Below are 22523 nucleotides of genomic sequence, written 5' to 3'. Positions count from 1 at the left end.
ACTTATTCTGCCGCCGCCGAGGATTCCGGGCCGCCGCCCTGTCCCTGGTCGCCACCGCCGTCGTTGCCGCCATCGGGCTTCTTGCGCGGCTTGCGACTGCGCTTGGGCTTTTGCGGTTTCTCGCTGGATTGGCTCTCGGGCGTTTCCACCAGCCCGCTGTCACTCTCGGAATCGCTTTGGATCACGTCGGGTTGCGCATCGTCGCGATCATCTTGGCCGCCCTCGTCGCCGCCACCGTTGGACTCGCGTTCCTGGCGCTGGGCGCGCTCGCGGTCACGTTCGGCCTGCCGCTCGCGGTTCTGGCGCTCCTGCTCTTCGCGCTTCTGGTCCTGCTCCTTCTGAGCCGCTCCCAGCAGGCGCAGGTAATGCTCCGCATGTTGCTGGAAGTTCTCGGTCAGAACCCGGTCGCCCGCCAATTGCGTATCGCGGGCAAGCTGGTTGTACTTGTCAATGATCTGCTGCGGCGTGCCGCGCACCTTGCCTTCGGGCCCGGAACTGTCGAACACGCGGTTGACGACATTGCCCAGGGGCGAGCGGTTGCGGTTGGACTTGTTCCGCGAACGTGACTTCGATGATCTCATATGTGGTTGTCAGCCCTATTGCTTGAAGCGCTGTTTGTTCCGGGTGACGCCCCTTGCGTCGACGATGACCGGATCAATGTGCTGGCTTGAACTCACGTACGGGTGTCGCAAGGACCCTCTTCGTCGTGATGGTCCTCAGTAAACACGCCTCGGCGCATTGCACAAGGGGTAAGCTGGATAATTTGGCAAAAAACCGGCAAAACCGCTTATTTTCCACAGATCAGAGGGGTATTTCGCCTGCGATAACCCGGTCGCGGCCTTCGATGTCGCGCAAAACCGCGACACGCACAAAGCCCGCCTCGCTGAACAGGCGACTGACCTCGGCGGCCTGCGTCCAGCCGATTTCGACCAGCAATCGCCCCCCCGGCCGCAAGTGGGACACAGCACCCGGCACGATCCGGCGATAGGCAGACAGCCCATCCGCCTCGTCGGTCAGCGCGCCGCGCGGTTCGTGCATCAGCTCCGGCCCAAGGTCCTGCATTTCATCGGCCGCAATATAGGGCGGGTTCGAGACCACGAGGTCGAAACGCCCCTCGACGGCCTCGAACCAGTCGGACTGCAGCAGAAGGCAGCGGTCGGCGACGCCAAGGCGCCTGGCATTGCGGTCGGCCAGGGTAAGCGCGGCGGGCGAGATATCGGTCCCGATACCGGCGGCCTCCACGCGCTCCGCGAGCAGCGACAGAAGGATGCACCCCGAGCCGGTGCCGAGATCCAGCACATGACCGAATGGATGCGACAGCGCCGCCTCCACCAACGTTTCGGTATCCGGCCGCGGGTCGAGCACGTCGCCACTGACCTCGAAGCGATGCCGGTAGAAGTCGCGCCACCCGGTCAGATGAGACATCGGCACACGTTGTGTTGCGCGGCGCTCCAGCAGGTCTTGCAGTTGCGCGATGGCATCGGGCGTAACTTCGTCATGCGCCAGCAGGGATACCCGGTCGGGCGCCACGCCAAGCGCCAGCGCCACGAGGCTGCGCGCCTCGCGCTGCGCGTCTTCGATGCCCGCCGCCCTGAGCGTGACCCCGGCATGACGCACGAGGTCCGCGACCCGCTGGCTCACCCTTCCATCTCCGCCAGAAGCGCCGCCTGCGCATCGGCGGTCAGCGCATCGATCACCTCGTCCAGGTCGCCCTGCATCACCTGGTCCAGCTTGTAGAGCGTGAGGTTAATGCGGTGATCGGTCATGCGCCCCTGCGGGAAATTGTAGGTCCGGATCCGCTCGGACCTGTCGCCCGAGCCCACCTGCGCCGCCCGACTGGCCGAGCGTTCGTCATGCATCTTCTGCCGTTCCATGTCGAACAGCCGCGTCTTCAGTACCTGCATGGCGATCTCGCGGTTGCGGTGCTGCGACTTCTCGGAACTGGTGACGACGATCCCGGTGGGGATGTGCGTGATCCGCACGGCAGAGTCAGTAGTGTTCACGTGCTGGCCGCCCGCGCCGGAGCTGCGCATCGTGTCGATCCGCAGATCGTTCGCGTCGATCTGGATATCCACGTCCTCGGCCTCGGGCAGCACGGCCACCGTCGCGGCAGAGGTATGAATCCGCCCGCCCGATTCCGTCTCGGGCACGCGCTGCACCCGGTGCACGCCGGATTCGAACTTCAGCCGTGCAAAGACGCCCTCGCCCTTGATATTGGCCACGACCTCCTTCACCCCGCCCAGCTCGGTCTCGCTGAACTCGATGATCTCAAGCGTCCAGCCCCGCGCTTCGGCATAGCGCTGGTACATGCGCAATAGGTCGCCCGCAAAGAGCGCCGCCTCCTCGCCCCCCGTGCCTGGCCGGATCTCGATGATGGCAGGCCGTGCATCGGCCTTGTCGCGCGGCAGCAGCGCCAGTTGCAGCCGCTCCTCAAGCGCCGGGCGCTGCGCCTCCAGCGTATCCAGCTCGTCGGCGGCCAATTCCTTCATCTCGGGATCGGCCAGCATCGCGCGGGCACTCTCGATCCCGTCCAGCACGGCGTTATAGGCGCGGATTTCCTCGACCACCGGGCGCAGTTCCGCATATTCCCGGCCGAGCTTGGCGATGTCGCCCGTCCCGGCCGACATCTGCGCCTCGATATACTCGAACCGCTGCGTGATCTCGCGAAGTTTGTCCAATGGCACCATTTGCGCGGTGTTGCCTATTCCTCGCGCTTGGTCAAGTCGCCAAGCCGTGCTAAAATCACTCCATGAAACGGATCTGCATCCTCCTCTTCGCCCTCGCACCTGTGCTGGCCTCGGCGCAGGGAAAAACCGTCGAATGCTACTGCACCGACAAATCCGGGACACGGGTCGAAATGGGCGAGACGATCTGCATGCAGGTCGACGGGCGCAGCTTCATGGCGCAATGCCAGATGTCGCTGAACGTGCCGATGTGGCGCAAGGTGTCCGACGGCTGCCTCAGCTCATAGCTGCGACAGCCATCCGTCCAGCCGCTTGGCATTGACGCCCAAGTCCGCCTTGCCGAACCGCGCCCTGCCGTAAAGAACGATCCGGCCGTCCCGCCGCGCGACCGTCGTGTAGTCGGGAAACCCCCACAGCGCCGACCGGGTGACATAGGTGATCATCCCCTCTTCGACCGAGCCCGCCAGTACCTCCGTGCGCGGCGTGTCGCGGATGATCGCGTCCAGCCGGGTCAGCGTCTCGCCCGCGTCCGGCACCACCCGCACGGCGCTGCTCCGACCGTCGCCCGGCTCAGGCCCGTCCGGCAGCACATGCCAGTCCTCCGCATTAGACGGCGCAAGCCGCACGTAGACGGCAAACGTGATCAGCGCCAGCACCACAACGACAAAGATCCGCGTGAGATAATACATGTCCGTTACCTTTCCTATCGCCGTGTCCAACCCCACAGGCACAGCATCTCCATCACCACATGCGCGCCGGCGATGGCCGTGGCCCCGGTGGTGTCAAAGGGCGGCGACACTTCCACCATGTCCCCGCCCACAAGGTTGATCCCCGCGATATCCCGCAGGATCGCGGCAGCCTGCCAGCTGGCCAGCCCGCCCCAGACCGGCGTGCCCGTCCCCGGCGCGAAGGCCGGGTCCAGACAGTCGATATCGAAGGTCATGTAGGTCGGCGCATTACCCAGAACCTCGCGGATACGCGCGGCCACGGCGGCAGGTCCCATCTCGTGCACCTCGCGCGCGGTCAGGGTCGGCACGCCCAGGTTATCCTCGTTCACCGTGCGGATCCCCACCTGGATCGAGCGCGCAGGGTCCACAAGCCCTTCCTTGACGGCCTTGTAGAACATGGTGCCGTGGTCGATCCGCTCCATGTCGTCATCCGCCCAGGTGTCGGAATGCGCATCGAAATGCAGCAGCGACAGCGCCCCGTATTTCTCGGCATAGGCGCGCAGGATCGGGAACGAGATATAGTGATCGCCGCCGATCGCGATGCTGGCCGCGCCGCCCTTCAGGATGCCGCGGATATGCTCGGTCAGGGCGGCGGGAAACTCCGACACCTTGGCATAATCGAACGCCATGTCGCCGTAATCCACGATCGCCAGCGCCTCCAGCGGGCTGTAGCCGTCCCAATAGATGGGCGGATCGAAAGGCTGCAGGCTCGACGCCTCGCGCACCGCCCGCGGACCCAGCCGTGTGCCCGTGCGGTTGGTCACCGCCTGATCGAACGGGATGCCGGTGATGGCCACGTCCACGCCCTCCAGGTCCTTGCTGTACTTCCGCCGCAGAAAGGACGGCGCGCCGCCAAAGGCATTCTCGAACGTGAGGCCACGCAACTCGTCCCGCGTGACCGCCTGGTCCACCTGTTTCTTCGCATCCTCCAGCGCCATCCTTGCGCCCTCCTTCGTTATCCGTTCAGCGGCTGCGCCCGCTCCACCAGCCGGGCAAAGAACGACGCGCCGACCGGCGCCACCGCGTCGTTGAAATCGAAACCTGGATGATGCAGCGCCGGCCCCTCGCCCTGTCCCAGGAACAGATAGGCCCCCGGCCGCGCGTTCAGCATGAACGCGAAATCCTCCGCCCCCATCTCGCGCTGCCGGTCGGTCTGCACCATGTCCGTGCCCGACACCTCGCCCGCCACCTCGGCGGCAAAGGCCGTCTGGTCGGCATGGTTCACCGTCGCCGGATAACCCACCTCAATCCGCAGGGCCGCCTCGACACCGTAAGAGGCCGCCTGCCCCGCGATGATCTCTTGCAACCGCGTATGCACCATCCGCTGCACGTCCGGGGCAAAGGTCCGGATCGTGCCATTCACATAGGCCGTCTCGGGCACGATATTTTCGGCGCTGCCGGTGTGGATCTGCGTTACCGACACGACCAGATCCTGCAGCGCATGATGGTTGCGGCTGACGATTGTCTGGATCGCCTGCACCATCCCCGCCGCCGCCACGACCGGGTCGCGCGTGTGGTGTGGAAAGGCCCCGTGCCCGCCCTGCCCGGTGATGTCGATGTGAAACGTGTCGACCGCCGCCATGATCGGCCCCGGCGTGGTTGCGAACCGCCCTTCGGCATCGCCCGGCATGGTGTGCAGCGCATAGACCTGTTCGATCCCGAACCGCTCCATGATCCCTTCCTCGACCATGATGCGCCCGCCGCCCGGCCCCGCTTCCTCGCTGGGCTGAAAGATTAGCGCGACACGGCCTATGAAATTCCTTGTCTCGGCCAGGTACCGCGCCGCGCCCAGCAGCATCGTAGTATGCCCGTCATGTCCGCAGGCATGCATCGCCCCAGGCGTCTGCGAGGCGTAGGGCACGCCGGTCGCCTCCTCGATGGGCAGCGCATCCATGTCCGCACGCAGGCCTATGGTCGGCCCCGGCCCCTGCCCGTCGATCACCGCGACAACGCCACTTTGCGCAATGCCGGTCTCGATCTCGCTGATCCCAAACTCCCGCAACCGCTCCACCACGAAAGCCGCGGTCTGATGACAGTCGAACCCAAGCTCGGGCCGCTGGTGCAGGTGCCTGCGCCACGCCGTCATGTCCTCGGCAAACCCCGCGATCCGGTTGATGATGGCCAAGCGTCTGGACTCCTCTCTGCTCTGCGGTCAGGGTCCACTCAACGCCAGAAAGAAGGACGGTGCAATGCCCGATGACCTGATCCATGACCCCAAGGGCGGGTTGCCCCGGCTGCGTGCGATCATGCGCGCGCTGCGCGATCCCGACACCGGCTGCCCGTGGGACATCGAACAGGATTTCGGCACCATCGCGCCCTACACCATCGAGGAAGCCTTTGAGGTCGCCGACGCGATCGAGCGCGGCCAGTGGTTCGAACTGCGCGACGAGCTTGGGGACCTGCTGTTGCAGGCCGTGTTCCACGCCCAGATCGCCGACGACAAGGGATTGTTCGACTTCGACGACGTGGCCAACGGCATCGCCGACAAGATGGTCGCCCGCCACCCGCATGTCTTCGGCGACGAGAGCCGCGACAAGTCCGCCGAACAGCAGACCCGCGACTGGGAAACCGTCAAGGCGGCCGAGCGCGCCGCCAAGTCCCAGACCGGCGTTCTGGATGGCGTCGCGGTCGGACTGCCCGCCCTCATGCGCGCGGTCAAGCTTCAGAAACGCGCGGCGCGGGTGGGCTTCGACTGGCCCGATGCCTCGCACGTGCTCGACAAGATCACCGAGGAAGCCCACGAACTGCAAGAGGCTGCCGACACGCTCGGCCCCGACGAGGTCGAGGAGGAATTCGGCGATCTGCTGTTCGTCATGGCCAACCTCGCCCGGCATATGAAGGTCGATCCCGAACAGGCCCTGCGCCGCGCCAACGCCAAGTTCACCCGCCGGTTCGAGCGGATCGAGGCGTTGCTGGCCGACAGGGGCAAGACACCGCACCAGTCCGACCTGACGGAAATGGACGCGCTCTGGAACCAGGCCAAGACCGAGGAAAAAGCCTGAGGTCAGGTCGCGGTCGCACCGTCCCGATCCTTGCCGAAATCGGCATCCGCGGTTTCCGCTCCGGCGGCCACGATCTGCCGGTAAAGGTGCCACGTCCCGTGCCCCAAGAGCGGCAATACCACGAACAGCCCCAGAAACGCCGGCACCAGCGCGGCAAAGGTCAGGGTCGCGACCAGTGCGGCCCATCCCAGCATCGGGCCGGGGTGGCCTGCCACCGTCTGGATACTGGTGATCATCGCGGTCACGAAATCGATCTCCCGGTCCAGCAGCAGCGGCAGGGCAATCACCGTCATGGAATAGAGCAATAGCGCAAAGCAGGCCCCCACCGCGCCCCCGACGGCCAGCATCGTCAGCCCCTCGCGCGTGAGATAGATGTCATAGGACGTGGACACGTTGGTCATGGTCGAAAAGCCAAGGAACAGGGCAAAGATCATGTGCGCCAGAAAGAACCAGAACAGGAAAACCACGATCACGACCGCGCAGATCGATGGCAGTTGCCGGTGTCTTTGGTCAAAGATCACCCCCAAGACCGCCGAGGCGTTCAGCGGATCGCCCTCTTCCAGCCGGCGGCTGACCTCGTAGAGCCCGACCGCGGCGAAGGGACCGATCAAGGGAAAACCGACCGCCGCGAAGACCAGCCAGTAGGTCTGTCCCGTCGCCCAGGTGACCCAGATCATGAACCACCCGACCACGACATAGACACCCGCGAACAATACCGCGAAGCCCGGCGCGCGCCGCATGTCCTGCCAACCCCGGCCAAGTGCCGTGCTCAGCATGTCCCAGGTGACATCTCCCAACGGCGGTACGCCGAGGGGTTGCGCCGACCTCTCGCGTTCTGCCATCGCGTCCTCCCTTGGCTGATCAGCTTACCGCCCCGACGGCCCCCGACAAAGCCCTATCTTGCCCTGCCCCGTCACGGCACCGGCGGGCGCGCCCCGGGCCAGCGGGTTTCGCGGTGATACGCCTCGGCCAGGTTCAGCAGCATCGCGTCATCGCCATGCCGCCCGATCAACTGCAAGCCCATCGGCAGTCCCTGCGCCCCGAAGCCCGCAGGTACGGCCACGGCGGGCAGGCCCAGAAGGCTGGCGGGAATCACCACCTCCATCCACCGGTGATAGGTGTCCATCGACGTACCGGCGATGCTCTTCGGCCAGTCCAGGGTCTTGTCGAAGGGCCAGACCTGCGCGGTGGGAAGCGCCAGCACGTCGAAGTTCCCGAAAAACGCATCAGCCGCCCGCAGCCAGTCCGAGCGCACGCAGCTGGCGGCGTGGACGTCAAGCGCCGACAGGGCCCGGCCCCGCTCGACCTCCCAGATCGCCTCGGGCTTTAGATGGCCGCGCAGGGCGTCATCCTCGTACATCTCCGACAGGTCCGCGGCGATGCTCCAACTGCGCAACGCGGTCCAGGCGTACCAGAGCGCATCGCGGCTGAACGGCGCTCCGGGGCGATCCACGGCGCACCCGATCCGGCCAAATACGTCCAGCGCCGCCTCGCACACGCTCAATATGCCATCTTCCATCGGCAAGGCCGCATCCCAGTCGGCCAGCCACGCCACACGCAGTCCCGCGGCGTCGCCATCCAACGCACCGACAGGTGCGAATGCCGGCCCCGGCAGCCCCCCCGTCCGCGGCGGGCTCATCACGTCGAGCAACAGCGCCAGATCGACAGGACACCGGGCCATCGGGCCATTCGTGGACAACCGGTGCAGGAACACGTCACCGTCCGCCCCGCCCGGCACCCTGCCCCAGCTCGGGCGCATCCCGTAGACGTTGTTCCACCCCGCCGGGTTGCGCAGGCTGCCCATCATGTCCGAGCCGTCGGCAATCGACAGCATCCCGGCCGCCAGCGCGACGGCGGCCCCACCCGACGAGCCACCGCAACTGCGCGACAGATCATACGGGTTCGCGGTGACCCCGTGAACGGGGTTGTAGGTATGACTGCCCAAGCCGAATTCGGGCGTGTTGGTCTTGCCGATGACGATCGCCCCGGCTTGGCGCAGCGCCGCCACATGCGGGCTGTCCGCAGCCGCGATACGGCCCGCAAAGGCCGGCGAGCCCTGACTGGTCGGCAGACCCTTCGCGTCGGCAAGGTCCTTGATCGCGATCGGCACTCCGTGCAGTGGGCCCGCAGGCTCCGACCTGTCCGCTTCCCGCGCCTCGGCCAGCAGCTCTTGCGCATCGCGCATCGACACCACCGCATTCAGCGCCCCGTTGACCGCCGCGGTCCTGTCCAGCATCGCCTCCATCAGCGCTTCGCAGCTCAGGCGCCCGTCGCGCATGAGACGCGCCTGTTCGGCGGCACCCACTGAAACCGCGTCACTCGACATGGGAGCATATCGGCGGTCGAGGTGTACCGCGCTGCGTGGCCGTGACCCCCTCGATCCAGCCCGCCCCGATGGAAAGCAGCAGGACCTCCATCATCGTCCACTGGTTCACCGATTCCCCGTCGGTGGCATCCGACAGGACCTGCGCGACTTCTATCGTGACCGGATTGGCGTTCGCTGCGCAGGTCACCCGTTTCGCGTTCTCTCGCACGATCGTATCGAAATGCTCCAGCATCAGGGTCTGGCTACGCCGGATCGCCTCGATCTGGGGAACCTCCGCGCAGGCGCCTGTCAGCGCCTGAAACCCGGACGGTGTGCGCAGCGGATCATCGGAAAAGAACGTCACCCGTCCGCTGCGTACGCCCTGCGCGATCATCTCGAGATAGGCGACGGCCGCCGCATCGGGGCTCAACCCCTCCAGCGCGACCAGATCGTTCTGAATGCCTTCGCTGGCGATGAAGCACCCGTGTTCCCCGACCTCCGCGTTCGCATCGACGGCGCTGACATGACGCTGAACGAGCGAGCTTTCGATGTCGTAGCTGCTTTCGATTTCCGGCGGAAGGATGGTGCAGATCTCCGCCTCCAGAACGATCCAATCGCCCTGCCGCTCGGCCTCACCTGCATCCAGCGCGGCTTCGGCATAGGCGCTCAGTTCATCAAGCCGGTTCTGCGGCACACCGTCAGCGGCCATGACGTCCTTCGGGCCAACCACGCAGCCATGGTTCGCCAGAAGCTCACCGGGCGCGTCTTCCTGCGCGCGCAAGCCACTTGCGGCCAGCGTCACCACGACGCCCGTTGCGATGCCCCTCGCCAGCGCGCGCGTGGTCCGGTCCGGAACATCCCGCATTGCGCCTCCTTTCCGGCATGAAACCATTTCACGACCGGACGGTTATGACTGAAACCACATCGAGGAGACAACCCCTTGACCACATCGAAATCCCGCGAAGAGGTCTGGGACGAATGGCGCGACCTCGTCAACATGGCCCCCAAGGAGCTCGAGGATTGGCTGGAAACGGAAGAATCCCGCGAGGTCGGAGACAGCGACTCCGGTGAAAGCACCGGCCACCAGTCCGGTCGCCGCATCAAGACCATCCTGCGTACCAACAAGGATGATCTCTCGGATGCGGACTGGTCGCACATGGCCAAGGTGACCGGCTACATCAAGCGCCACCTGGCACAGGGCGGTCCCGACAGTGACGTCGAAAGCTCGAAATGGCGCTACTCGCTGATGAACTGGGGCCACGACCCGCTGAAGTGACACCTCGCGCCGCAGGGCAGGATCTAATCTTCCTGCGCTTCGGCCCGCGACTTGCCCGACACGTCCAGCGCTAGGGTGGCGGCCATGAACGGATCAAGATCACCGTCGAGAACACCCTTGGTGTCGCTGGTCTCGTGCCCGGTGCGCAGATCCTTCACCATCTGGTAGGGTTGCAGCACGTAGGATCGGATCTGATTGCCCCAACCCGCGTCGCCCTTGGCCTCGTGCGCGGCGTTGATATCGGCGTTCCGCTTGTCCAACTCCAGTTGGTACAGCCGCGATTTCAGCGCCTTCATGGCGATATCGCGGTTCTGGTGCTGCGACTTTTCCGAGCTGGTCACGACGATCCCCGTGGGATGGTGCGTGATCCGCACCGCCGAGTCGGTCTTGTTCACGTGCTGCCCACCCGCGCCGGAACTGCGGTAGGTGTCGATGCGGATGTCGTTCGGGTTCACCTCGATCTCGATATTGTCGTCGACAACCGGATAGACCCAGACCGAGCTGAACGACGTGTGCCGCTTGGCCGCCGAATCGTAGGGCGAAATCCGCACCAGCCGATGCACGCCGGATTCCGACTTCAGCCAGCCATAGGCGTTGTGCCCGCTGATCTTGTAGGCCGCCGACTTGATCCCGGCCTCGTCGCCCGGCGTCTCGGATTGCAGTTCGACGCTATAGCCATGCTGCTCGGCCCACCGCACATACATCCGCGCCAGCATGTTGGCCCAGTCACAGCTTTCGGTACCGCCCGCCCCGGCGTTGATCTCCAGAAAGGTGTCGTTGCTGTCAGCCTCGCCGTTCAAGAGCGCCTCCAGCTCCTTCGCGGCGGCCTTCTTGCCCAGCCGCCTGAGGCTCTCCTCGGCCTCTGCCACGACATCCTTGTCGTCCTCCATTTCGCCCAGCTCGATCAGGCCGGTGTTGTCCTCCAGCTCCGCCTTGATGGAATCGTGCGTCTCGATGGAGTCCACCAGCGCCTGGCGCTCGCGCATCAGCGCCTGCGCCTTGGCCGGGTCGTCCCACAGGTTGGGGTCCTCGACGCGGGCGTTGAACTCCTCCAGCCGGTGCTGCGCGGTCTCCCACCCCATCCGCTGGCGCAAAAGCTCCAGCGAGGTTTCGATCTCTGAAACAAGTGTCTGTATCTCGGCGCGCATTTTGGCGATGTCCTTGGGTCTGCTCAGGGCTTGGTGATATCAAGGCCCTTCGCCGCGGACAAGATCACGCGCGCGCTGGCCGGCCCGTCAGTACAGGCCGCCCGAGCTCATGTTGCCGAAGCTGGATTTCTGCCCGACCTGCGCCTTGTCCCCGGTCGAGGTCGTGACCTCGCGCACCTGTTCGGTCTCGCCGGCCTGGAACAGGTCGAAATCCCCGCCCATCGCATAGCCGCCGTCGAACATGATACCAAAGAGCGGGTCTTCGCCCTCGCGGAAACATTCCGAAACCACGTTGGACCCCGATGCCCCGTCGGGCAGGCGCGACCCGGAGTAACGGTCGATATTGATGAAATCGCAGCCCTCGGGCACCTTGAAATCCGTGCCACCGTATTTCTCGATCGCCTTTTCCATGAACGCCTGGAAGACCGGGCCGCACATGGACGAGCCATAGGCGCTCCGGCCCATGCCGCGCGGCTGGTCGTAGCCGATATAGCACCCCGCCGCGATGGTCGATGAGAAACCCACGAACCAGACGTCGCGCGCATCGTTGGTTGTGCCGGTCTTGCCCGCGATCGGCACCGGCAGGTTGATCGCTCCACGCGCCGTACCACGGTCGACCACACCCTGCATCATCGACGTCAGCTGATAGGCCGTGACCGGGTCCATCACCCGTTCGCGGTTCGATACGATCCGCGGGCTGCGCGACCGCGGAATACCGGGATCGTTGCAATCGGTGCAGTCGCGCGCATCGTGGCGATAGACGGTCCGGCCATACCGGTCCTGCACCCTGTCAACCAGGGTGGGGCGAACCCGTTCGCCGCCATTGGCGAACATCGAATAGGCCGCGACCATATTGTAGAGCGTCGTCTCCTCGGACCCGAGCGAGTTCGCAAGAAAGGGTTTCATGTCGTCGTAGACGCCGAACTTCTCGGCATAGTTGGCGACGGTTTCCATACCGACCTCTTCGGCCAGTCGGATCGTCATCAGGTTCCGGGATTGCTCGATACCTGTCCGCAGCGGCGTGGGTCCGTAAAACTTGTTCGACGAGTTCTTGGGCCGCCACAGACCCTGCGGCGTGTTGATCTCGATCGGCGCGTCCACCACGATCGTCGCTGGTGTATACCCGCTGTCCAGCGCCGCCGCATAAACGAACGGCTTGAAGCTCGAGCCCGGCTGCCGTTTGGCCTGCGTGGCGCGGTTGAACACCGAATGCTGATAGGAAAACCCGCCCTGCATCGCTAGCACGCGGCCGGTATTCACGTCCATCGCCACAAAGCCGCCTTGCACTTGCGGAACCTGCCGCAGCGTCCAGCGGATAAAGCTGCCATCGCTGTCGGCGGTCATGCGCCGCACATGCACGATCTCGCCGCGCTCGAACGTCTCCTGGAAGTTGCCGGGCAGCCATGCGATGTCCTCGCGCGGCACCACATGCGGCTCGGCTTCGGTTTCCTCGACGCCCTCGATACCAAGGCGCATCTGCTGGTCCCCGATCTCAAGGATCACGGCGGGGTACCACGTGCCGTCCAGCTTGATATCGCGAGCCACTTTCGTATCGGCCAGCGCCGCGCGCCACGTCTCTTCGCTTTCCAAAGCCTCGGCCGGCAGCGTCTTGCCCGTACCACGCCAGCGGCCAGTGCCGCGGTCATAAACCTCCAGCTGTTCCCGCAGCGCTTCGGCGGCGATGTCCTGCAACTCGCGGTCGATTGTGGCCCGAACGGCCAGCCCGCCCGAGAAAAATTCCCCTTCGCCGAAATCCTGGCTCAGCTGACGACGAATCTCGTCGGTGAAATAGTCGCGGGGCGGCAATTGCGCCGAAAACGGCTCGAAATCGCCGTTCTGCACCGATCTCAGCGGCTGCTCCACCTCGCTCTCATAGCGCGCCTCGTCGATGTAGCCGTTCTCGTACATTTCCTTGAGCACGAAATTGCGACGGGTCAGCAGCCGCTCGCTTTCGCGCACCGGATGATAATCGGAAGGTGCCTTCGGCATGGAGGCAAGAAACGCCGCCTCGTGCGGCGCCAACTCGCGCAGGGGCTTGTTGAAATAGGTCTGCGCCGCCGCGGTCACGCCATAGGAGTTCTGGCCCAGGAAGATCTCGTTCATGTAAAGTTCGAGGATATCTTCCTTGCTCAGCGTCTCCTCGATGCGCGTGGCAAGGATGATCTCCTTGATCTTGCGCTCGATCCGCCGGTCGCCGGACAGCAGGAAGTTCTTCATGACCTGCTGGGTGATGGTCGACGCGCCGCGCACGTTGCGCCCACGCGACCGCACCGCCTCGACGACCGCCGCCGCGATGCCGCGCGCGTCATAGCCCGCGTGGCTGTAGAAATTCTTGTCCTCGGCCGAGATGAACGCCTGCTTCACCAGGTCGGGAATATCCTCGGCCGGGGTGAACAGCCGCCGCTCGCGGCTGAACTCGTCGATGATGCGCCCCTCGCCCGAATAGATCCGGCTGATCGTCGGGGGCGTGTAGTTCGCCAGGCTCTCGTGGCTCGGAAGGTCCTTGCCATAGATGTGAAACACCGCACCGATAGACAGCGCGATCACCACGACGACAAGCGTCACGAGGCTGAAGATGGTGCCAAGGAAGGTGGTGATGGGTCTCAGCAATGGAAAGGTCCTTTTACAGTCGCCCTCATATATGCGTGGCCGCAAAGCACGTCAAAACACATTCCCGCGCGGGGCGGCCGTAGGCGTCTCATTGCCGCACCAGTTCGGCATTGGCCGCGTCGGCCAGCCGCCAGGCGACGACCGCATCGCTGACCGCCTGCGCCATCCGGTCCCGCCAGGCCTTGTCGGCGATGTTCGCGCGGTCGCGGTCGGAACTGAGAAAGCCCACCTCCAGCAGCACCGACGGGATATCCGGCGACTTCAGCACCGAGAACCCGGCCATCCGCATGGGCCGCGAATTCAGCGGCAGGCCGTTTTCCCGAATTCCCAACTGGATCGCCTTGGCAAGCTGGCTTGCGCGGGGCTGCGTTTCCAGCCGCGCCAGGTCCATCAGCACGTCGGCAACCACGTCATCCGAGCCGGTCAGGTCGATCCCGGCCAGCAGGTCGGCCCGGTCGTGCCGCTCGGCCAGCGCCTCGGACGCCTTGTCGGAGGCGCTGTCGGACAGGGTATAGACGGTCGCCCCATGCGCCCGCCCCTCGCTCAGCGCATCGGCGTGCAGCGACAAAAACAGGTCCGCATCGACCTGGTGCGCGATGGCCACCCGCCGCTCAAGCGAGACGAAAATGTCATCCTCGCGCGTCAGAACCACCCGGATATCGGCGTCGCGCAAAAGGACATCCTTCATCTCCCGCGCCAGCGCCAGCATCAGATCCTTCTCGGCCAGCCCGTCCTTCTCGGCGCCTGGGTCGATCCCGCCATGGCCCGGGTCGATCACCACGGTAAAGACCTTGTCCGCATCCTTCTCGGGCCGCTCCAGACCAGAGGCCTTGCGCAGGTCCCACCCCGGCAGGTCCGGCGCGCCCGAGGCCGCCGCAAACGCCTCTGCCGACACGCCCTCCATCTCGATCACCAGCCGTGCGGTGCCGGTTTCCGCGTTCAGCGCCATGTCCGCACCCTCGACGGCATAGGGCCCCGCAAGCGCCACGACCATGCGCGACCAGCCGGGCTGAAACGAGCCCACGCGCACCTCCTGCGCCCGTTCCGCCATGTCCAGAAGCGCGCCATCCACGCCGCGCCAGTCCACTTCGCGGAAATCCACCACCAGCCGCTCCGGCGCATCCAGCGTGAACACCCGCCACGGCACGCCCTGGCTCAGCGCAAGTTCCAGCACCAGCCCCTGACGCGTATCCGCCAGGCGCGATCCCTCCATGTCGACACGCGCCAGCCCGCCAAAGGACTGCGCGGTCGCCCCCATTGCCCAAAGGCACATCATCAAAGCCAGAAATACCCGGATCATACTGCTCTGCCGCTTTCATCGGTCTTGTTGCAGATCACCTTACACCAGCCACGGCGATTCCCACAGCCCGGTTTTTGCTGCTCTTACGGTACGTCCGGAACCCCAAGGGCCTCCGCGCCCGTTCATCACGATCCGGGGATCGGGCCTCTATCGCCTTGACGTCGCCTCCGCGAAACCCGACACAGGCCACGTCTTACGTACAGGAGAGCCCCGGATGATCCGCCCCCTTGTCTCAGCAACCGCCCTGACCCTGGCGTGCGCCCTGCCCCTCAACGCGCTCGACCTCGAGTCCATGTCCGACGCGGAACGCGCCGCCTTTCGCGAAGAGGTTCGCGCCTATCTTCTGGAAAATCCCGAAGTGATCATGGAGGCCGTCTCGGTCCTGGAACAGCGCGAGGCCGAGGCGCAGGCGCAGAACGACCAGGATCTTGTCGCGGCCAATTCCGAGGCGCTCTTCAACGACGAAACCTCGTGGGTCGGCGGCAATCCCGAGGGCGATATCACTTTGGTAGAGTTCATCGACTACCGCTGCGGCTACTGCAAACGCGCCCACCCCGAGGTGACGAACCTGCTGGAAGAGGACGGCAACATCCGCTTCATTCTCAAGGAATTTCCGATCCTTGGCGAACAATCGGTGACGGCCTCGCGCTTTGCCATCGCCACGCGGCAGGTCGCCGGGGACGAGGCCTATCACTCCGTCAGCGAGGCACTCATCGCCTATTCCGGTGACATCACCGAACCGGCGCTGCGCCGGATCGCCGAACCGCTGGACCTCCGGGTCGACGAGATCATCGCGGAAATGGGCAGCGCCGAGGTGACCGCAGTGATCGAGGAAAACCACGCCCTTGGCCGTGCCCTTCAGATTTCCGGCACGCCGTCCTTCGTGATGGAGAACCAGATGCTGCGCGGCTATGTCCCGCAGGAAGAAATGGAACTGATCGCCGAGGATATCCGCAACGGCGGGTAACCGCGCGAAGTCCCACGCGCAAGCCGCTGAAACAAAGCTTATTCCGCGGCTTGCGTGTCTTTCGCCTCGGCGGCTTCCAGTTCGGCGGCCTTCTTCTCGACCTCCTCGACGATATGCTCGATCATCTGGTCGTTCGACATCTTGTGGCTCGCCTTGCCAGCCAGATAGACCATGCCGCTGCCCGCACCGCCGCCGGTGAAACCGACATCGGTCATTAGCGCCTCGCCCGGCCCGTTGACCACGCATCCGATGATGCTCAGGCTCATCGGCGTCTTGATGTGTTCCAGCCGCTCTTCCAGCGTTTCCACCGTCTTGATCACGTCAAAGCCCTGCCGCGCGCAGCTGGGGCATGAAATGATATTGACCCCGCGATGCCGCAGGCCCAGCGACTTCAGGATCTCGTAGCCGACCTTGACCTCCTCGACCGGATCGGCAGACAGGCTGACGCGGATCGTGTCGCCGATGCCCATCCACAGAAGGTTGCCAAGACCGATGGCGCTCTTGATCGTGCCCGAGGTCAGCCCCCCCGCCTCTGTAATGCCAAGGTGGATGGGCGCGTCCGTCGCCTCCGCCAAGGCCTGATAGGCGGCGGCGGCCATGAAGACGTCCGACGCTTTGCAGCTGATCTTGAACTCGTGAAAGTCGTTGTCTTCCAGAACCTTGATATGGTCCAGCCCGGATTCCACCATCGCCTCGGGCGTCGGTTCCCCGTATTTCTCCAGCAGGTGCTTTTCCAGCGAGCCGGCATTCACGCCGATACGCATCGAACAGTTGTGGTCCCGCGCCGCGCGAATGACCTCGCGCACGCGGTCCTGACTGCCGATATTGCCGGGGTTGATGCGCAGGCAGGCCGCGCCCGCCTCGGCCGCCTCAATGCCGCGGCGATAGTGGAAATGAATGTCCGCCACGATCGGCACCGGGCTTTCGCGCACGATCTCTTTCAACGCGCGGGCCGAATCCTCGTCCGGCACGGACACGCGCACGATATCGGCCCCCGCATCCGCGGCGGCCTGCACCTGCGCGATCGTGCCGGGGATGTCCGTCGTCGCCGTGTTGGTCATGGTCTGCACGCTGATCGGCGCGTCGCCCCCGACGGGCACGTCGCCCACCATGATCCGGCGGCTTGTTCGACGGTAGATGTTGCGCCAGGGACGAATATGGTTCAGTGACATCCGTTCGCTTTCAGCCAGTGTCGCGGGTCACCCCGAACGTAGGGAGACACAAGGTCAATGACAATGCGGTCGTGGTGATTTGCCGAAACGACCCCGGTCAATCCTGGATCGGTATCTCGGCGCCAGCCTCAAGCTCGGCGACATAACGCGACAGGTCCTGGTCCGCCTCGAGATTCGCCACCGGAAGGGCATCGGCCAGCATCTGCGAATCCAGCGGCAGGCCCGATGTCACCTGGCCGCGCTGCCCCGCGGGGCCGTGATGCACACCGTTCACCGCGAAATAGATCGCGCCGCTTTCGCCAATCCGGATCGTCGGCGCCCCTTCCATCACGGGCACGTCCCAGGTGTCGCCCGCATTCATGATCGTCTCGTAGATCACGCTGCCGTCCGGCGCCTGCACGCGCACCCATGCCGGGCGCACCGCGACCATTTTCACGCCGGCAGGTTGCTCGGCCAGAACCTGCGGGCTCTGACGCGGCTGCTGGCTCTGCGCCGGCTCGGTTTCAGCGACCTGGGTCGCGCCCGCCGTTGCCGAGGCATAGTCGGGCGACGTGCGGTCCGCCTCCGGCAGATCGCCGCTGAACGCCCCCATCTCCGCCGGGTTCAAGGTCGAGATCGGCGCATCCCGCGCAATCATGACCGGAACCTCCAGCGCCTCGGGACGGTACAGCCGGTCCAACCGCTCGTCCCGCGGTGCGTTGAAGACCGAGGCGGTCGTCGCGGGATCGTTCTCCCGCGTGGCGCCGTCGGCGCCCGATGCCGGCACGGCCCCCTCGAGAGGATCGAGGTCGCTCAGCACGGCAGGCGTGTTCTCGACCGGTGCGAACTGCACACGCTGCACTTCTTTCAGAACGCTCCATCCGCCATAGCCAAGCCCGCCGATCAGCAAGCACAGCACCATGACGGATCCGACAGCGCCCGGTTCGATCCGCGCCAGGAACGACTCCGTCGCCGGCACGAAAGGCGTCTTCGGAAGGGCGATGGGGTCTTCCTTGCGCGGCTGACGGCGCAGCGGGCCGGCATCCGCGCGGCGAATGCTGCTGGCCTCGGCCGACATGCCGTGGGCGATGGAAAAACCGCTTTCGGCGCAGAACCCCGCAAAGGCGCGGTCCGGGTCCATGTTCAGGTAACGTGCATAGGACCGCACGTAGCCGGGAATGAAACCGGGCGTGTCGAATGCATCCGGATCACAATTCTCGATGGCGGCGATGTAGGACGCCTTGATGCGCAGCTCGCGTTCGACATCCAAAAGGGATTTGCCGATGGTGGCGCGTTCCCCGCGCATCAGGTCACCAAGGCGCAACTCAAACGCGTCAAAGCCGCGCGGCTCGACCTCATGCTCTTCCGTAGTCCGCTTGGATCGGAACCCTATCATCAGGTTCTGCCCTCTAACTTCGTGCCTGCGCTTTCCCTGCGCGCGATCCCCGCTTGTGCGAGCTGTCCGATTCGCGCGCTGCCCTTTTTCTTTACGCTGTTTTACCACAGCGCAAGAAACAATGCACCTTCGGTTAGGTCAGGCAGTCAATTCGGCACGATTCAGCGCGCAATGGCTCCAAAGTTCATCCATTGCGTTAACGAGGTGATCCATCTCGCGCGGCCCATGCACCGGCGATGGCGTGAACCGCAAACGCTCGGTGCCGCGCGGCACGGTCGGGAAGTTGATCGGCTGCACGTAAATGCCATACCCGTCCAGCAGCATGTCCGACAGTTGCTTGGTATGGACAGGGTCACCGACGATCACCGGCACGATATGCGTGCCATGGTCGATGATCGGCAGGCCCAGCCCCTTCAGCCGCAGTTTCAGGATACCGGCCTGGGTCTGGTGCTGCTCGCGCAGCGCCTGGTCGCGCTTGAGATGCGCCACGGATGCCGCGGCGCCTGCGGCAACCGCCGGCGGAAGCGAGGTCGTGAAGATGAAGCCCGGCGCATAAGACCTTATGGCATCACACATTTTGTCGCTGGCGGCAATATAGCCCCCCATCACGCCAAAGGCCTTGGCCAGGGTGCCGTTGACGATGTCGATCCGGTGCAGCAGACGGTCCCTTTCGGCCACGCCGCCGCCACGCGGACCGTACATGCCCACTGCATGCACCTCGTCCAGGTAGGTCAGCGCGCCGAACTCATCGGCAATGTCGCAGATCGCCTCGATCGGCCCGAAATCCCCGTCCATCGAATAGATCGACTCGAAGGCGATCAGCTTCGGTGCCGCCGGGTCGTCCGCCGTCATCATCTCGCGCAGGTGGTCCAGATCGTTGTGTCGAAAGATCCGCTTGGCCCCACCATTGCGGCGGATGCCCTCGATCATCGAGGCGTGGTTCAGCGAATCCGAATAGATGATCAGCCCCGGAAACAGTTTGGGCAGCGTCGACAGCGTCGCGTCGTTCGCGATATATGCCGACGTAAACAGCAGGGCTGCCTCTTTTCCGTGCAGATCTGCAAGCTCCGCTTCCAGTCGCTTGTGATAGATCGTCGTCCCCGAGATGTTGCGTGTGCCGCCCGATCCCGCGCCGGTGGCGTCCAGCGCCTCGTGCATCGCTTCCAGCACGACGGGATGCTGACCCATCCCCAGGTAGTCATTGCCGCACCAGACGGTGATCGGCTGCTCCGTCCCGTCGGGCCGTTTCCAGATCGCGTGCGGGTACTGGCCATTCGTCCGCTCGATGTCGATGAAGGTACGATAGCGCCCTTCCTCGTGAAGTCGGTTCAAAGCAGCATCGAGCTGGGCAGTATAATCCACGCGGATTCCCTCCTGGCAGTCTGACGAGGCACGGCACGGAGGCATCCAGCTTCGCCCTTGGTGCGCCGGATATAGTTTTAAGGCTTCCCGCGCAACAGGTTACAAATTGCCACGCCCCCGCGCCCGTGGCAACCGCGCCACGCCCCTCCTTTGGTCGCAACCGCGCCCGCCCGCCCGATCCCGCTGGACAGTGCGGCGGGCGATGCTAGGGTCCGCGCAACACATTCCCATACCGGAGTTCGCGCATGTCCCTCGACGCCATTCTCACCCGCATCGACGCCCAGCTTCCCGATGCGATGGACCGCCTGATGGAGCTTCTGCGCATTCCCTCCATTTCCACCGACCCGGCGTTCAAGCAGCCCACCGAAGATGCCGCCGACTGGCTGGTCTCCGACCTGCAAAGCCTTGGCGTCAAGGCCGAGAAGCGCCCGACCACCGGCCATCCCATGGTTGTCGGACATGTCGACGGGCCCAAGGACGGCACCGGCCCGCATCTTTTGTTCTACGGTCACTATGACGTTCAGCCCGTCGATCCGCTCGATCTGTGGAAGACCGATCCCTTCGAGCCGGAACTACAGGACACGCCTGCAGGCAAGGTGATCCGCGGCCGCGGCGCCTCGGACGACAAGGGCCAACTCATGACCTTCGTCGAGGCCTGCCGCGCCTACAGGCACGTCACCGGCGAGATGCCCTGCCGCATCACCTTCTTCTTCGAGGGCGAAGAGGAATCGGGTTCGCCCTCCCTCATCCCCTTCATGAAGGAAAACGCCCAGGAACTTCAGGCCGACCTCGCGCTGATCTGCGACACCTCCATGGTGGCCCCGGGCGTGCCTTCCATCGCCTCGCAACTGCGCGGCATGATGAAGGACGAGTTCACCATTCACGGCCCCCGCATCGACCTGCATTCGGGCCATTACGGCGGCCCGGCCCTGAACCCGCTGCGGGAAATCTCGCGCCTCATCGCCTCGTTCCACGACGACACCGGCCGCGTCGCCATCGACGGCTTCTATGACGGCGTGCGAGAGGTCCCGGCAGAGCTGCTGCGCCAATGGGAAGGCTGCGGCTTCGATGAAAAGGAATACCTGTCCTCGGTCGGCTTCACCCGTCCCCATGGCGAGGAAGGCTACAGCGCCCTCGTCCAGCAATGGGCGCGGCCCACGCTGGAAATCAACGGCCTCTGGGGCGGCTACCAGGGCGCGGGCACCAAGACGGTCATCCCCGCCGAGGCGCATTGCAAGCTGACCTGCCGGCTGGTCGACGACATGGATCCCGACGCGCTGCGGATGAAGATCCGCAAACATGTCGAGGATCGCCTGTCGCCCGACGCACGCGTCACCTGGAACGACGATCTCGACGGCTCTCCGGCGGCGGTGATGAACACCTCCCGCCCCGAATTCGAGGCCGCCCGCCAGGCGCTCTCCGATGAATGGAACCGCGAGGCGGTGTTCGTCGGCATGGGCGGCTCAATCCCCATCGCGGGTTTCTTCAAGGAAATCCTGTCGCTCGATTCCATGCTGATCGGTTTCGCGCAGGAAGACGACGCCATCCACTCGCCCAACGAGAAATACAACGTCGAGAGCTTTCACAAGGGCATCCGCAGCTGGGCACGCGTGCTCGACCGGCTCGCCCGCTAGGCCGTGCCCATTCCGGGCTTTCGCCACGCGACCGCTCAGGTCAACGGCATCCACGTCGCCTACAGCACCGGCGGCTCCGGTCCGCCGCTGCTGCTCCTGCACGGATTTCCCCAGACCCGCGCGCTCTGGGCCCGCGTGGCCCCGGCGCTGGCCGAAACCCACACCGTCATTTGCCCCGATCTGCGCGGCTATGGCGACAGCGCGAAACCGCAGGATGTCTCCGCCTGCAGCTTCCGGGAAATGGCGCGCGATCAGACGGCGCTGATGTCCGGTCTCGGACATACGCAGTTCGCGGTGGCCGGGCACGACCGTGGCGGTCGCGTGGCGCACCGGCTTAGCCTCGACGCACCCGACGCCGTGACCTCCCTGTGCCTGATGGACATCGTCCCCACCCACACGCTCTTGACCGAATTGCGGATGGACGTGGCGCAGGCCTATTACCACTGGTTCTTCCTCGCCCAGCCCGGAGCGCTGATCGAGGACATGATCGCCGCCGATCCGGACGCATATTTCCACTCCTGCCTCACCGGCTGGGGCGCCGCCGACCTGTCGGACTTCGATCCCGATCAGCTGGCCGCCTATCGCGACAGCTGGCGCCGGCGCGACACGATCCGGGGCATGTGCAACGATTACCGCGCCGCCATCGCCCATGACGTGCACCACGATGCAGACGACCTGAAATCGCGCATCGCCTGCCCCACCCTGATTCTCTACGGTCGCGATGGCGCGATGGCCCGCGCCTACGACGTCCCCGCGACCTGGGCCCCGAAATGCATCGACATGCGGGCCGATACCGTTCCGGGCGGACATTTCTTCATCGACACCAGCCCGGACGCGACCATTTCGCGGCTTCGGCAATTCTTCTGCTGAGTTCTGGGGGAACTGGCGCGGTTGACGGGGCTCGAACCCGCGACCCCCGGCGTGACAGGCCGGTACTCTAACCAACTGAGCTACAACCGC

The 22523-nt window shown here is 65.0% G+C and carries 21 protein-coding genes and 1 tRNA gene; 6 read left to right on the top strand and 16 right to left on the bottom strand.

Annotated elements, in window-relative coordinates:
* Window positions 1-2: 2 nt before the first annotated feature.
* The 3 genes from RBB31_RS15860 to prfA all read right to left on the bottom strand — a co-directional run bounded on the left by RBB31_RS15860 (window position 3) and on the right by prfA (window position 2687).
* Complete coding sequence (locus RBB31_RS15860) at window positions 3-581, bottom strand: DUF4167 domain-containing protein (RefSeq protein ID WP_306130280.1); 579 nt, start codon at window positions 579-581, stop codon at window positions 3-5.
* 220 nt (window positions 582-801) lie between these two features.
* A complete protein-coding gene (gene prmC / locus RBB31_RS15855) occupies window positions 802-1641 on the bottom strand; it encodes a peptide chain release factor N(5)-glutamine methyltransferase (RefSeq protein ID WP_306130279.1) in 840 nt (279 codons plus the stop codon).
* Complete coding sequence (gene prfA, locus RBB31_RS15850; RefSeq protein WP_306130278.1) at window positions 1638-2687, bottom strand: peptide chain release factor 1; 1050 nt, start codon at window positions 2685-2687, stop codon at window positions 1638-1640. Before prfA ends, prmC begins: the two co-directional genes overlap by 4 nt.
* A 62-nt stretch (window positions 2688-2749) precedes the next feature.
* On the opposite strand from prfA, the gene RBB31_RS15845 reads away from it, so the two are divergent.
* Complete coding sequence (locus RBB31_RS15845; RefSeq protein ID WP_306130277.1) at window positions 2750-2971, top strand: hypothetical protein; 222 nt, start codon at window positions 2750-2752, stop codon at window positions 2969-2971.
* On the opposite strand, the gene RBB31_RS15840 is transcribed toward RBB31_RS15845, so the two are convergent.
* The 3 genes from RBB31_RS15840 to RBB31_RS15830 are packed head-to-tail and all read right to left on the bottom strand — an operon-like array spanning window position 2966 to window position 5537.
* Window positions 2966-3373 (bottom strand): DUF1499 domain-containing protein, encoded by a 408-nt coding sequence (locus tag RBB31_RS15840; protein ID WP_306130276.1) that lies wholly within the window; start codon window positions 3371-3373, stop codon window positions 2966-2968. The two genes, RBB31_RS15845 and RBB31_RS15840, sit on opposite strands and share 6 nt — an antisense overlap.
* Before the next feature lie 14 nt (window positions 3374-3387).
* Entirely contained in the window at window positions 3388-4350 is a 963-nt protein-coding gene (gene speB / locus RBB31_RS15835; RefSeq protein ID WP_306130275.1) for an agmatinase, read from the bottom strand.
* 17 nt (window positions 4351-4367) lie between these two features.
* Window positions 4368-5537: a M20 aminoacylase family protein gene (locus RBB31_RS15830; RefSeq protein ID WP_306130274.1), complete on the bottom strand. Its 1170-nt coding sequence runs from the start codon at window positions 5535-5537 to the stop codon at window positions 4368-4370.
* 64 nt (window positions 5538-5601) lie between these two features.
* Here RBB31_RS15830 and mazG point away from each other — a divergent pair, with 64 nt between their 5' ends.
* Complete coding sequence (gene mazG / locus RBB31_RS15825; protein WP_306130273.1) at window positions 5602-6414, top strand: nucleoside triphosphate pyrophosphohydrolase; 813 nt, start codon at window positions 5602-5604, stop codon at window positions 6412-6414.
* Between the two features lie 2 nt (window positions 6415-6416).
* Here the strand turns inward: mazG and RBB31_RS15820 are convergent, their stop codons facing one another.
* The 3 genes from RBB31_RS15820 to RBB31_RS15810 all read right to left on the bottom strand — a co-directional run bounded on the left by RBB31_RS15820 (window position 6417) and on the right by RBB31_RS15810 (window position 9584).
* Window positions 6417-7256 carry a DUF2189 domain-containing protein gene (locus RBB31_RS15820; protein ID WP_306130272.1) on the bottom strand — a complete coding sequence of 280 codons (840 nt, stop codon included), beginning with the start codon at window positions 7254-7256 and terminating at the stop codon, window positions 6417-6419.
* 71 nt (window positions 7257-7327) lie between these two features.
* Window positions 7328-8740, bottom strand: a complete 1413-nt coding sequence (locus tag RBB31_RS15815) for an amidase (protein WP_306130271.1) — start codon at window positions 8738-8740, stop codon at window positions 7328-7330.
* A complete protein-coding gene (locus RBB31_RS15810; RefSeq protein ID WP_306130270.1) occupies window positions 8730-9584 on the bottom strand; it encodes a hypothetical protein in 855 nt (284 codons plus the stop codon). Before RBB31_RS15810 ends, RBB31_RS15815 begins: the two co-directional genes overlap by 11 nt.
* Window positions 9585-9659: 75 nt before the next feature.
* On the opposite strand from RBB31_RS15810, the gene RBB31_RS15805 reads away from it, so the two are divergent.
* Window positions 9660-9995, top strand: a complete 336-nt coding sequence (locus tag RBB31_RS15805) for a DUF3140 domain-containing protein (RefSeq protein WP_306130269.1) — start codon at window positions 9660-9662, stop codon at window positions 9993-9995.
* 23 nt (window positions 9996-10018) lie between these two features.
* Here RBB31_RS15805 and prfB read toward each other — a convergent pair whose 3' ends face one another.
* The 3 genes from prfB to RBB31_RS15790 all read right to left on the bottom strand — a co-directional run bounded on the left by prfB (window position 10019) and on the right by RBB31_RS15790 (window position 15053).
* Complete coding sequence (prfB, locus tag RBB31_RS15800; RefSeq protein ID WP_306130268.1) at window positions 10019-11143, bottom strand: peptide chain release factor 2; 1125 nt, start codon at window positions 11141-11143, stop codon at window positions 10019-10021.
* A gap of 87 nt (window positions 11144-11230) precedes the next feature.
* Entirely contained in the window at window positions 11231-13753 is a 2523-nt protein-coding gene (locus RBB31_RS15795) for a penicillin-binding protein 1A (RefSeq protein WP_306130267.1), read from the bottom strand.
* An 88-nt stretch (window positions 13754-13841) separates the two neighbouring features.
* Window positions 13842-15053: an N-acetylmuramoyl-L-alanine amidase gene (locus tag RBB31_RS15790; protein WP_306130266.1), complete on the bottom strand. Its 1212-nt coding sequence runs from the start codon at window positions 15051-15053 to the stop codon at window positions 13842-13844.
* Window positions 15054-15267: 214 nt separating this feature from the next.
* Between RBB31_RS15790 and RBB31_RS15785 the strand changes: the two genes are divergently transcribed.
* Window positions 15268-16020 (top strand): DsbA family protein, encoded by a 753-nt coding sequence (locus RBB31_RS15785; RefSeq protein ID WP_306130265.1) that lies wholly within the window; start codon window positions 15268-15270, stop codon window positions 16018-16020.
* Window positions 16021-16058: 38 nt separating this feature from the next.
* On the opposite strand, the gene ispG is transcribed toward RBB31_RS15785, so the two are convergent.
* From ispG to hemA, 3 genes are all read right to left on the bottom strand, one after another.
* The gene (ispG, locus tag RBB31_RS15780; protein WP_306130264.1) at window positions 16059-17192 is read right to left on the bottom strand and encodes a flavodoxin-dependent (E)-4-hydroxy-3-methylbut-2-enyl-diphosphate synthase; all 1134 of its coding nucleotides are present in this window, start codon (window positions 17190-17192) and stop codon (window positions 16059-16061) included.
* Window positions 17193-17289: 97 nt separating this feature from the next.
* The gene (locus RBB31_RS15775; RefSeq protein WP_306130263.1) at window positions 17290-18567 is read right to left on the bottom strand and encodes a helix-turn-helix domain-containing protein; all 1278 of its coding nucleotides are present in this window, start codon (window positions 18565-18567) and stop codon (window positions 17290-17292) included.
* Between the two features lie 138 nt (window positions 18568-18705).
* Complete coding sequence (hemA, locus tag RBB31_RS15770) at window positions 18706-19929, bottom strand: 5-aminolevulinate synthase (protein ID WP_306130262.1); 1224 nt, start codon at window positions 19927-19929, stop codon at window positions 18706-18708.
* Window positions 19930-20174: 245 nt separating this feature from the next.
* Between hemA and RBB31_RS15765 the strand changes: the two genes are divergently transcribed.
* Window positions 20175-21563, top strand: a complete 1389-nt coding sequence (locus tag RBB31_RS15765; RefSeq protein ID WP_306130261.1) for a dipeptidase — start codon at window positions 20175-20177, stop codon at window positions 21561-21563.
* 3 nt (window positions 21564-21566) lie between these two features.
* Window positions 21567-22433, top strand: coding sequence for an alpha/beta fold hydrolase (locus RBB31_RS15760; RefSeq protein WP_306130260.1), 867 nt, complete (start codon window positions 21567-21569; stop codon window positions 22431-22433).
* 13 nt (window positions 22434-22446) lie between these two features.
* Here RBB31_RS15760 and RBB31_RS15755 read toward each other — a convergent pair.
* A tRNA-Asp gene (locus RBB31_RS15755) sits at window positions 22447-22523 on the bottom strand.

Source organism: Roseovarius sp. MMSF_3350, assembly GCF_030733425.1.
Classification (GTDB): domain Bacteria; phylum Pseudomonadota; class Alphaproteobacteria; order Rhodobacterales; family Rhodobacteraceae; genus Roseovarius.
The sequence above is the reverse complement of the archived record's forward strand: the minus strand, read 5'-3'. Positions and strand labels throughout refer to the sequence as shown.

Excerpts from the sequence above, each read along its gene's own strand:
- RBB31_RS15840 (WP_306130276.1), bottom strand. The coding sequence starts at position 3,373 with ATGTATTATCTCACGCGGATCTTTGTCGTTGTGGTGCTGGCGCTGATC.
- ispG (WP_306130264.1), bottom strand. The coding sequence starts at position 17,192 with ATGTCACTGAACCATATTCGTCCCTGGCGCAACATCTACCGTCGAACA.
- RBB31_RS15810 (WP_306130270.1), bottom strand. The coding sequence starts at position 9,584 with ATGCGGGATGTTCCGGACCGGACCACGCGCGCGCTGGCGAGGGGCATC.
- RBB31_RS15860 (WP_306130280.1), bottom strand. The coding sequence starts at position 581 with ATGAGATCATCGAAGTCACGTTCGCGGAACAAGTCCAACCGCAACCGC.
- RBB31_RS15845 (WP_306130277.1), top strand. The coding sequence starts at position 2,750 with ATGAAACGGATCTGCATCCTCCTCTTCGCCCTCGCACCTGTGCTGGCC.
- RBB31_RS15785 (WP_306130265.1), top strand. The coding sequence starts at position 15,268 with ATGATCCGCCCCCTTGTCTCAGCAACCGCCCTGACCCTGGCGTGCGCC.
- prfB (WP_306130268.1), bottom strand. The coding sequence starts at position 11,143 with ATGCGCGCCGAGATACAGACACTTGTTTCAGAGATCGAAACCTCGCTG.
- prfA (WP_306130278.1), bottom strand. The coding sequence starts at position 2,687 with ATGGTGCCATTGGACAAACTTCGCGAGATCACGCAGCGGTTCGAGTAT.
- RBB31_RS15775 (WP_306130263.1), bottom strand. The coding sequence starts at position 18,567 with ATGATAGGGTTCCGATCCAAGCGGACTACGGAAGAGCATGAGGTCGAG.
- RBB31_RS15790 (WP_306130266.1), bottom strand. The coding sequence starts at position 15,053 with ATGATCCGGGTATTTCTGGCTTTGATGATGTGCCTTTGGGCAATGGGG.
- speB (WP_306130275.1), bottom strand. The coding sequence starts at position 4,350 with ATGGCGCTGGAGGATGCGAAGAAACAGGTGGACCAGGCGGTCACGCGG.
- RBB31_RS15815 (WP_306130271.1), bottom strand. The coding sequence starts at position 8,740 with ATGTCGAGTGACGCGGTTTCAGTGGGTGCCGCCGAACAGGCGCGTCTC.
- RBB31_RS15820 (WP_306130272.1), bottom strand. The coding sequence starts at position 7,256 with ATGGCAGAACGCGAGAGGTCGGCGCAACCCCTCGGCGTACCGCCGTTG.
- mazG (WP_306130273.1), top strand. The coding sequence starts at position 5,602 with ATGCCCGATGACCTGATCCATGACCCCAAGGGCGGGTTGCCCCGGCTG.
- RBB31_RS15765 (WP_306130261.1), top strand. The coding sequence starts at position 20,175 with ATGTCCCTCGACGCCATTCTCACCCGCATCGACGCCCAGCTTCCCGAT.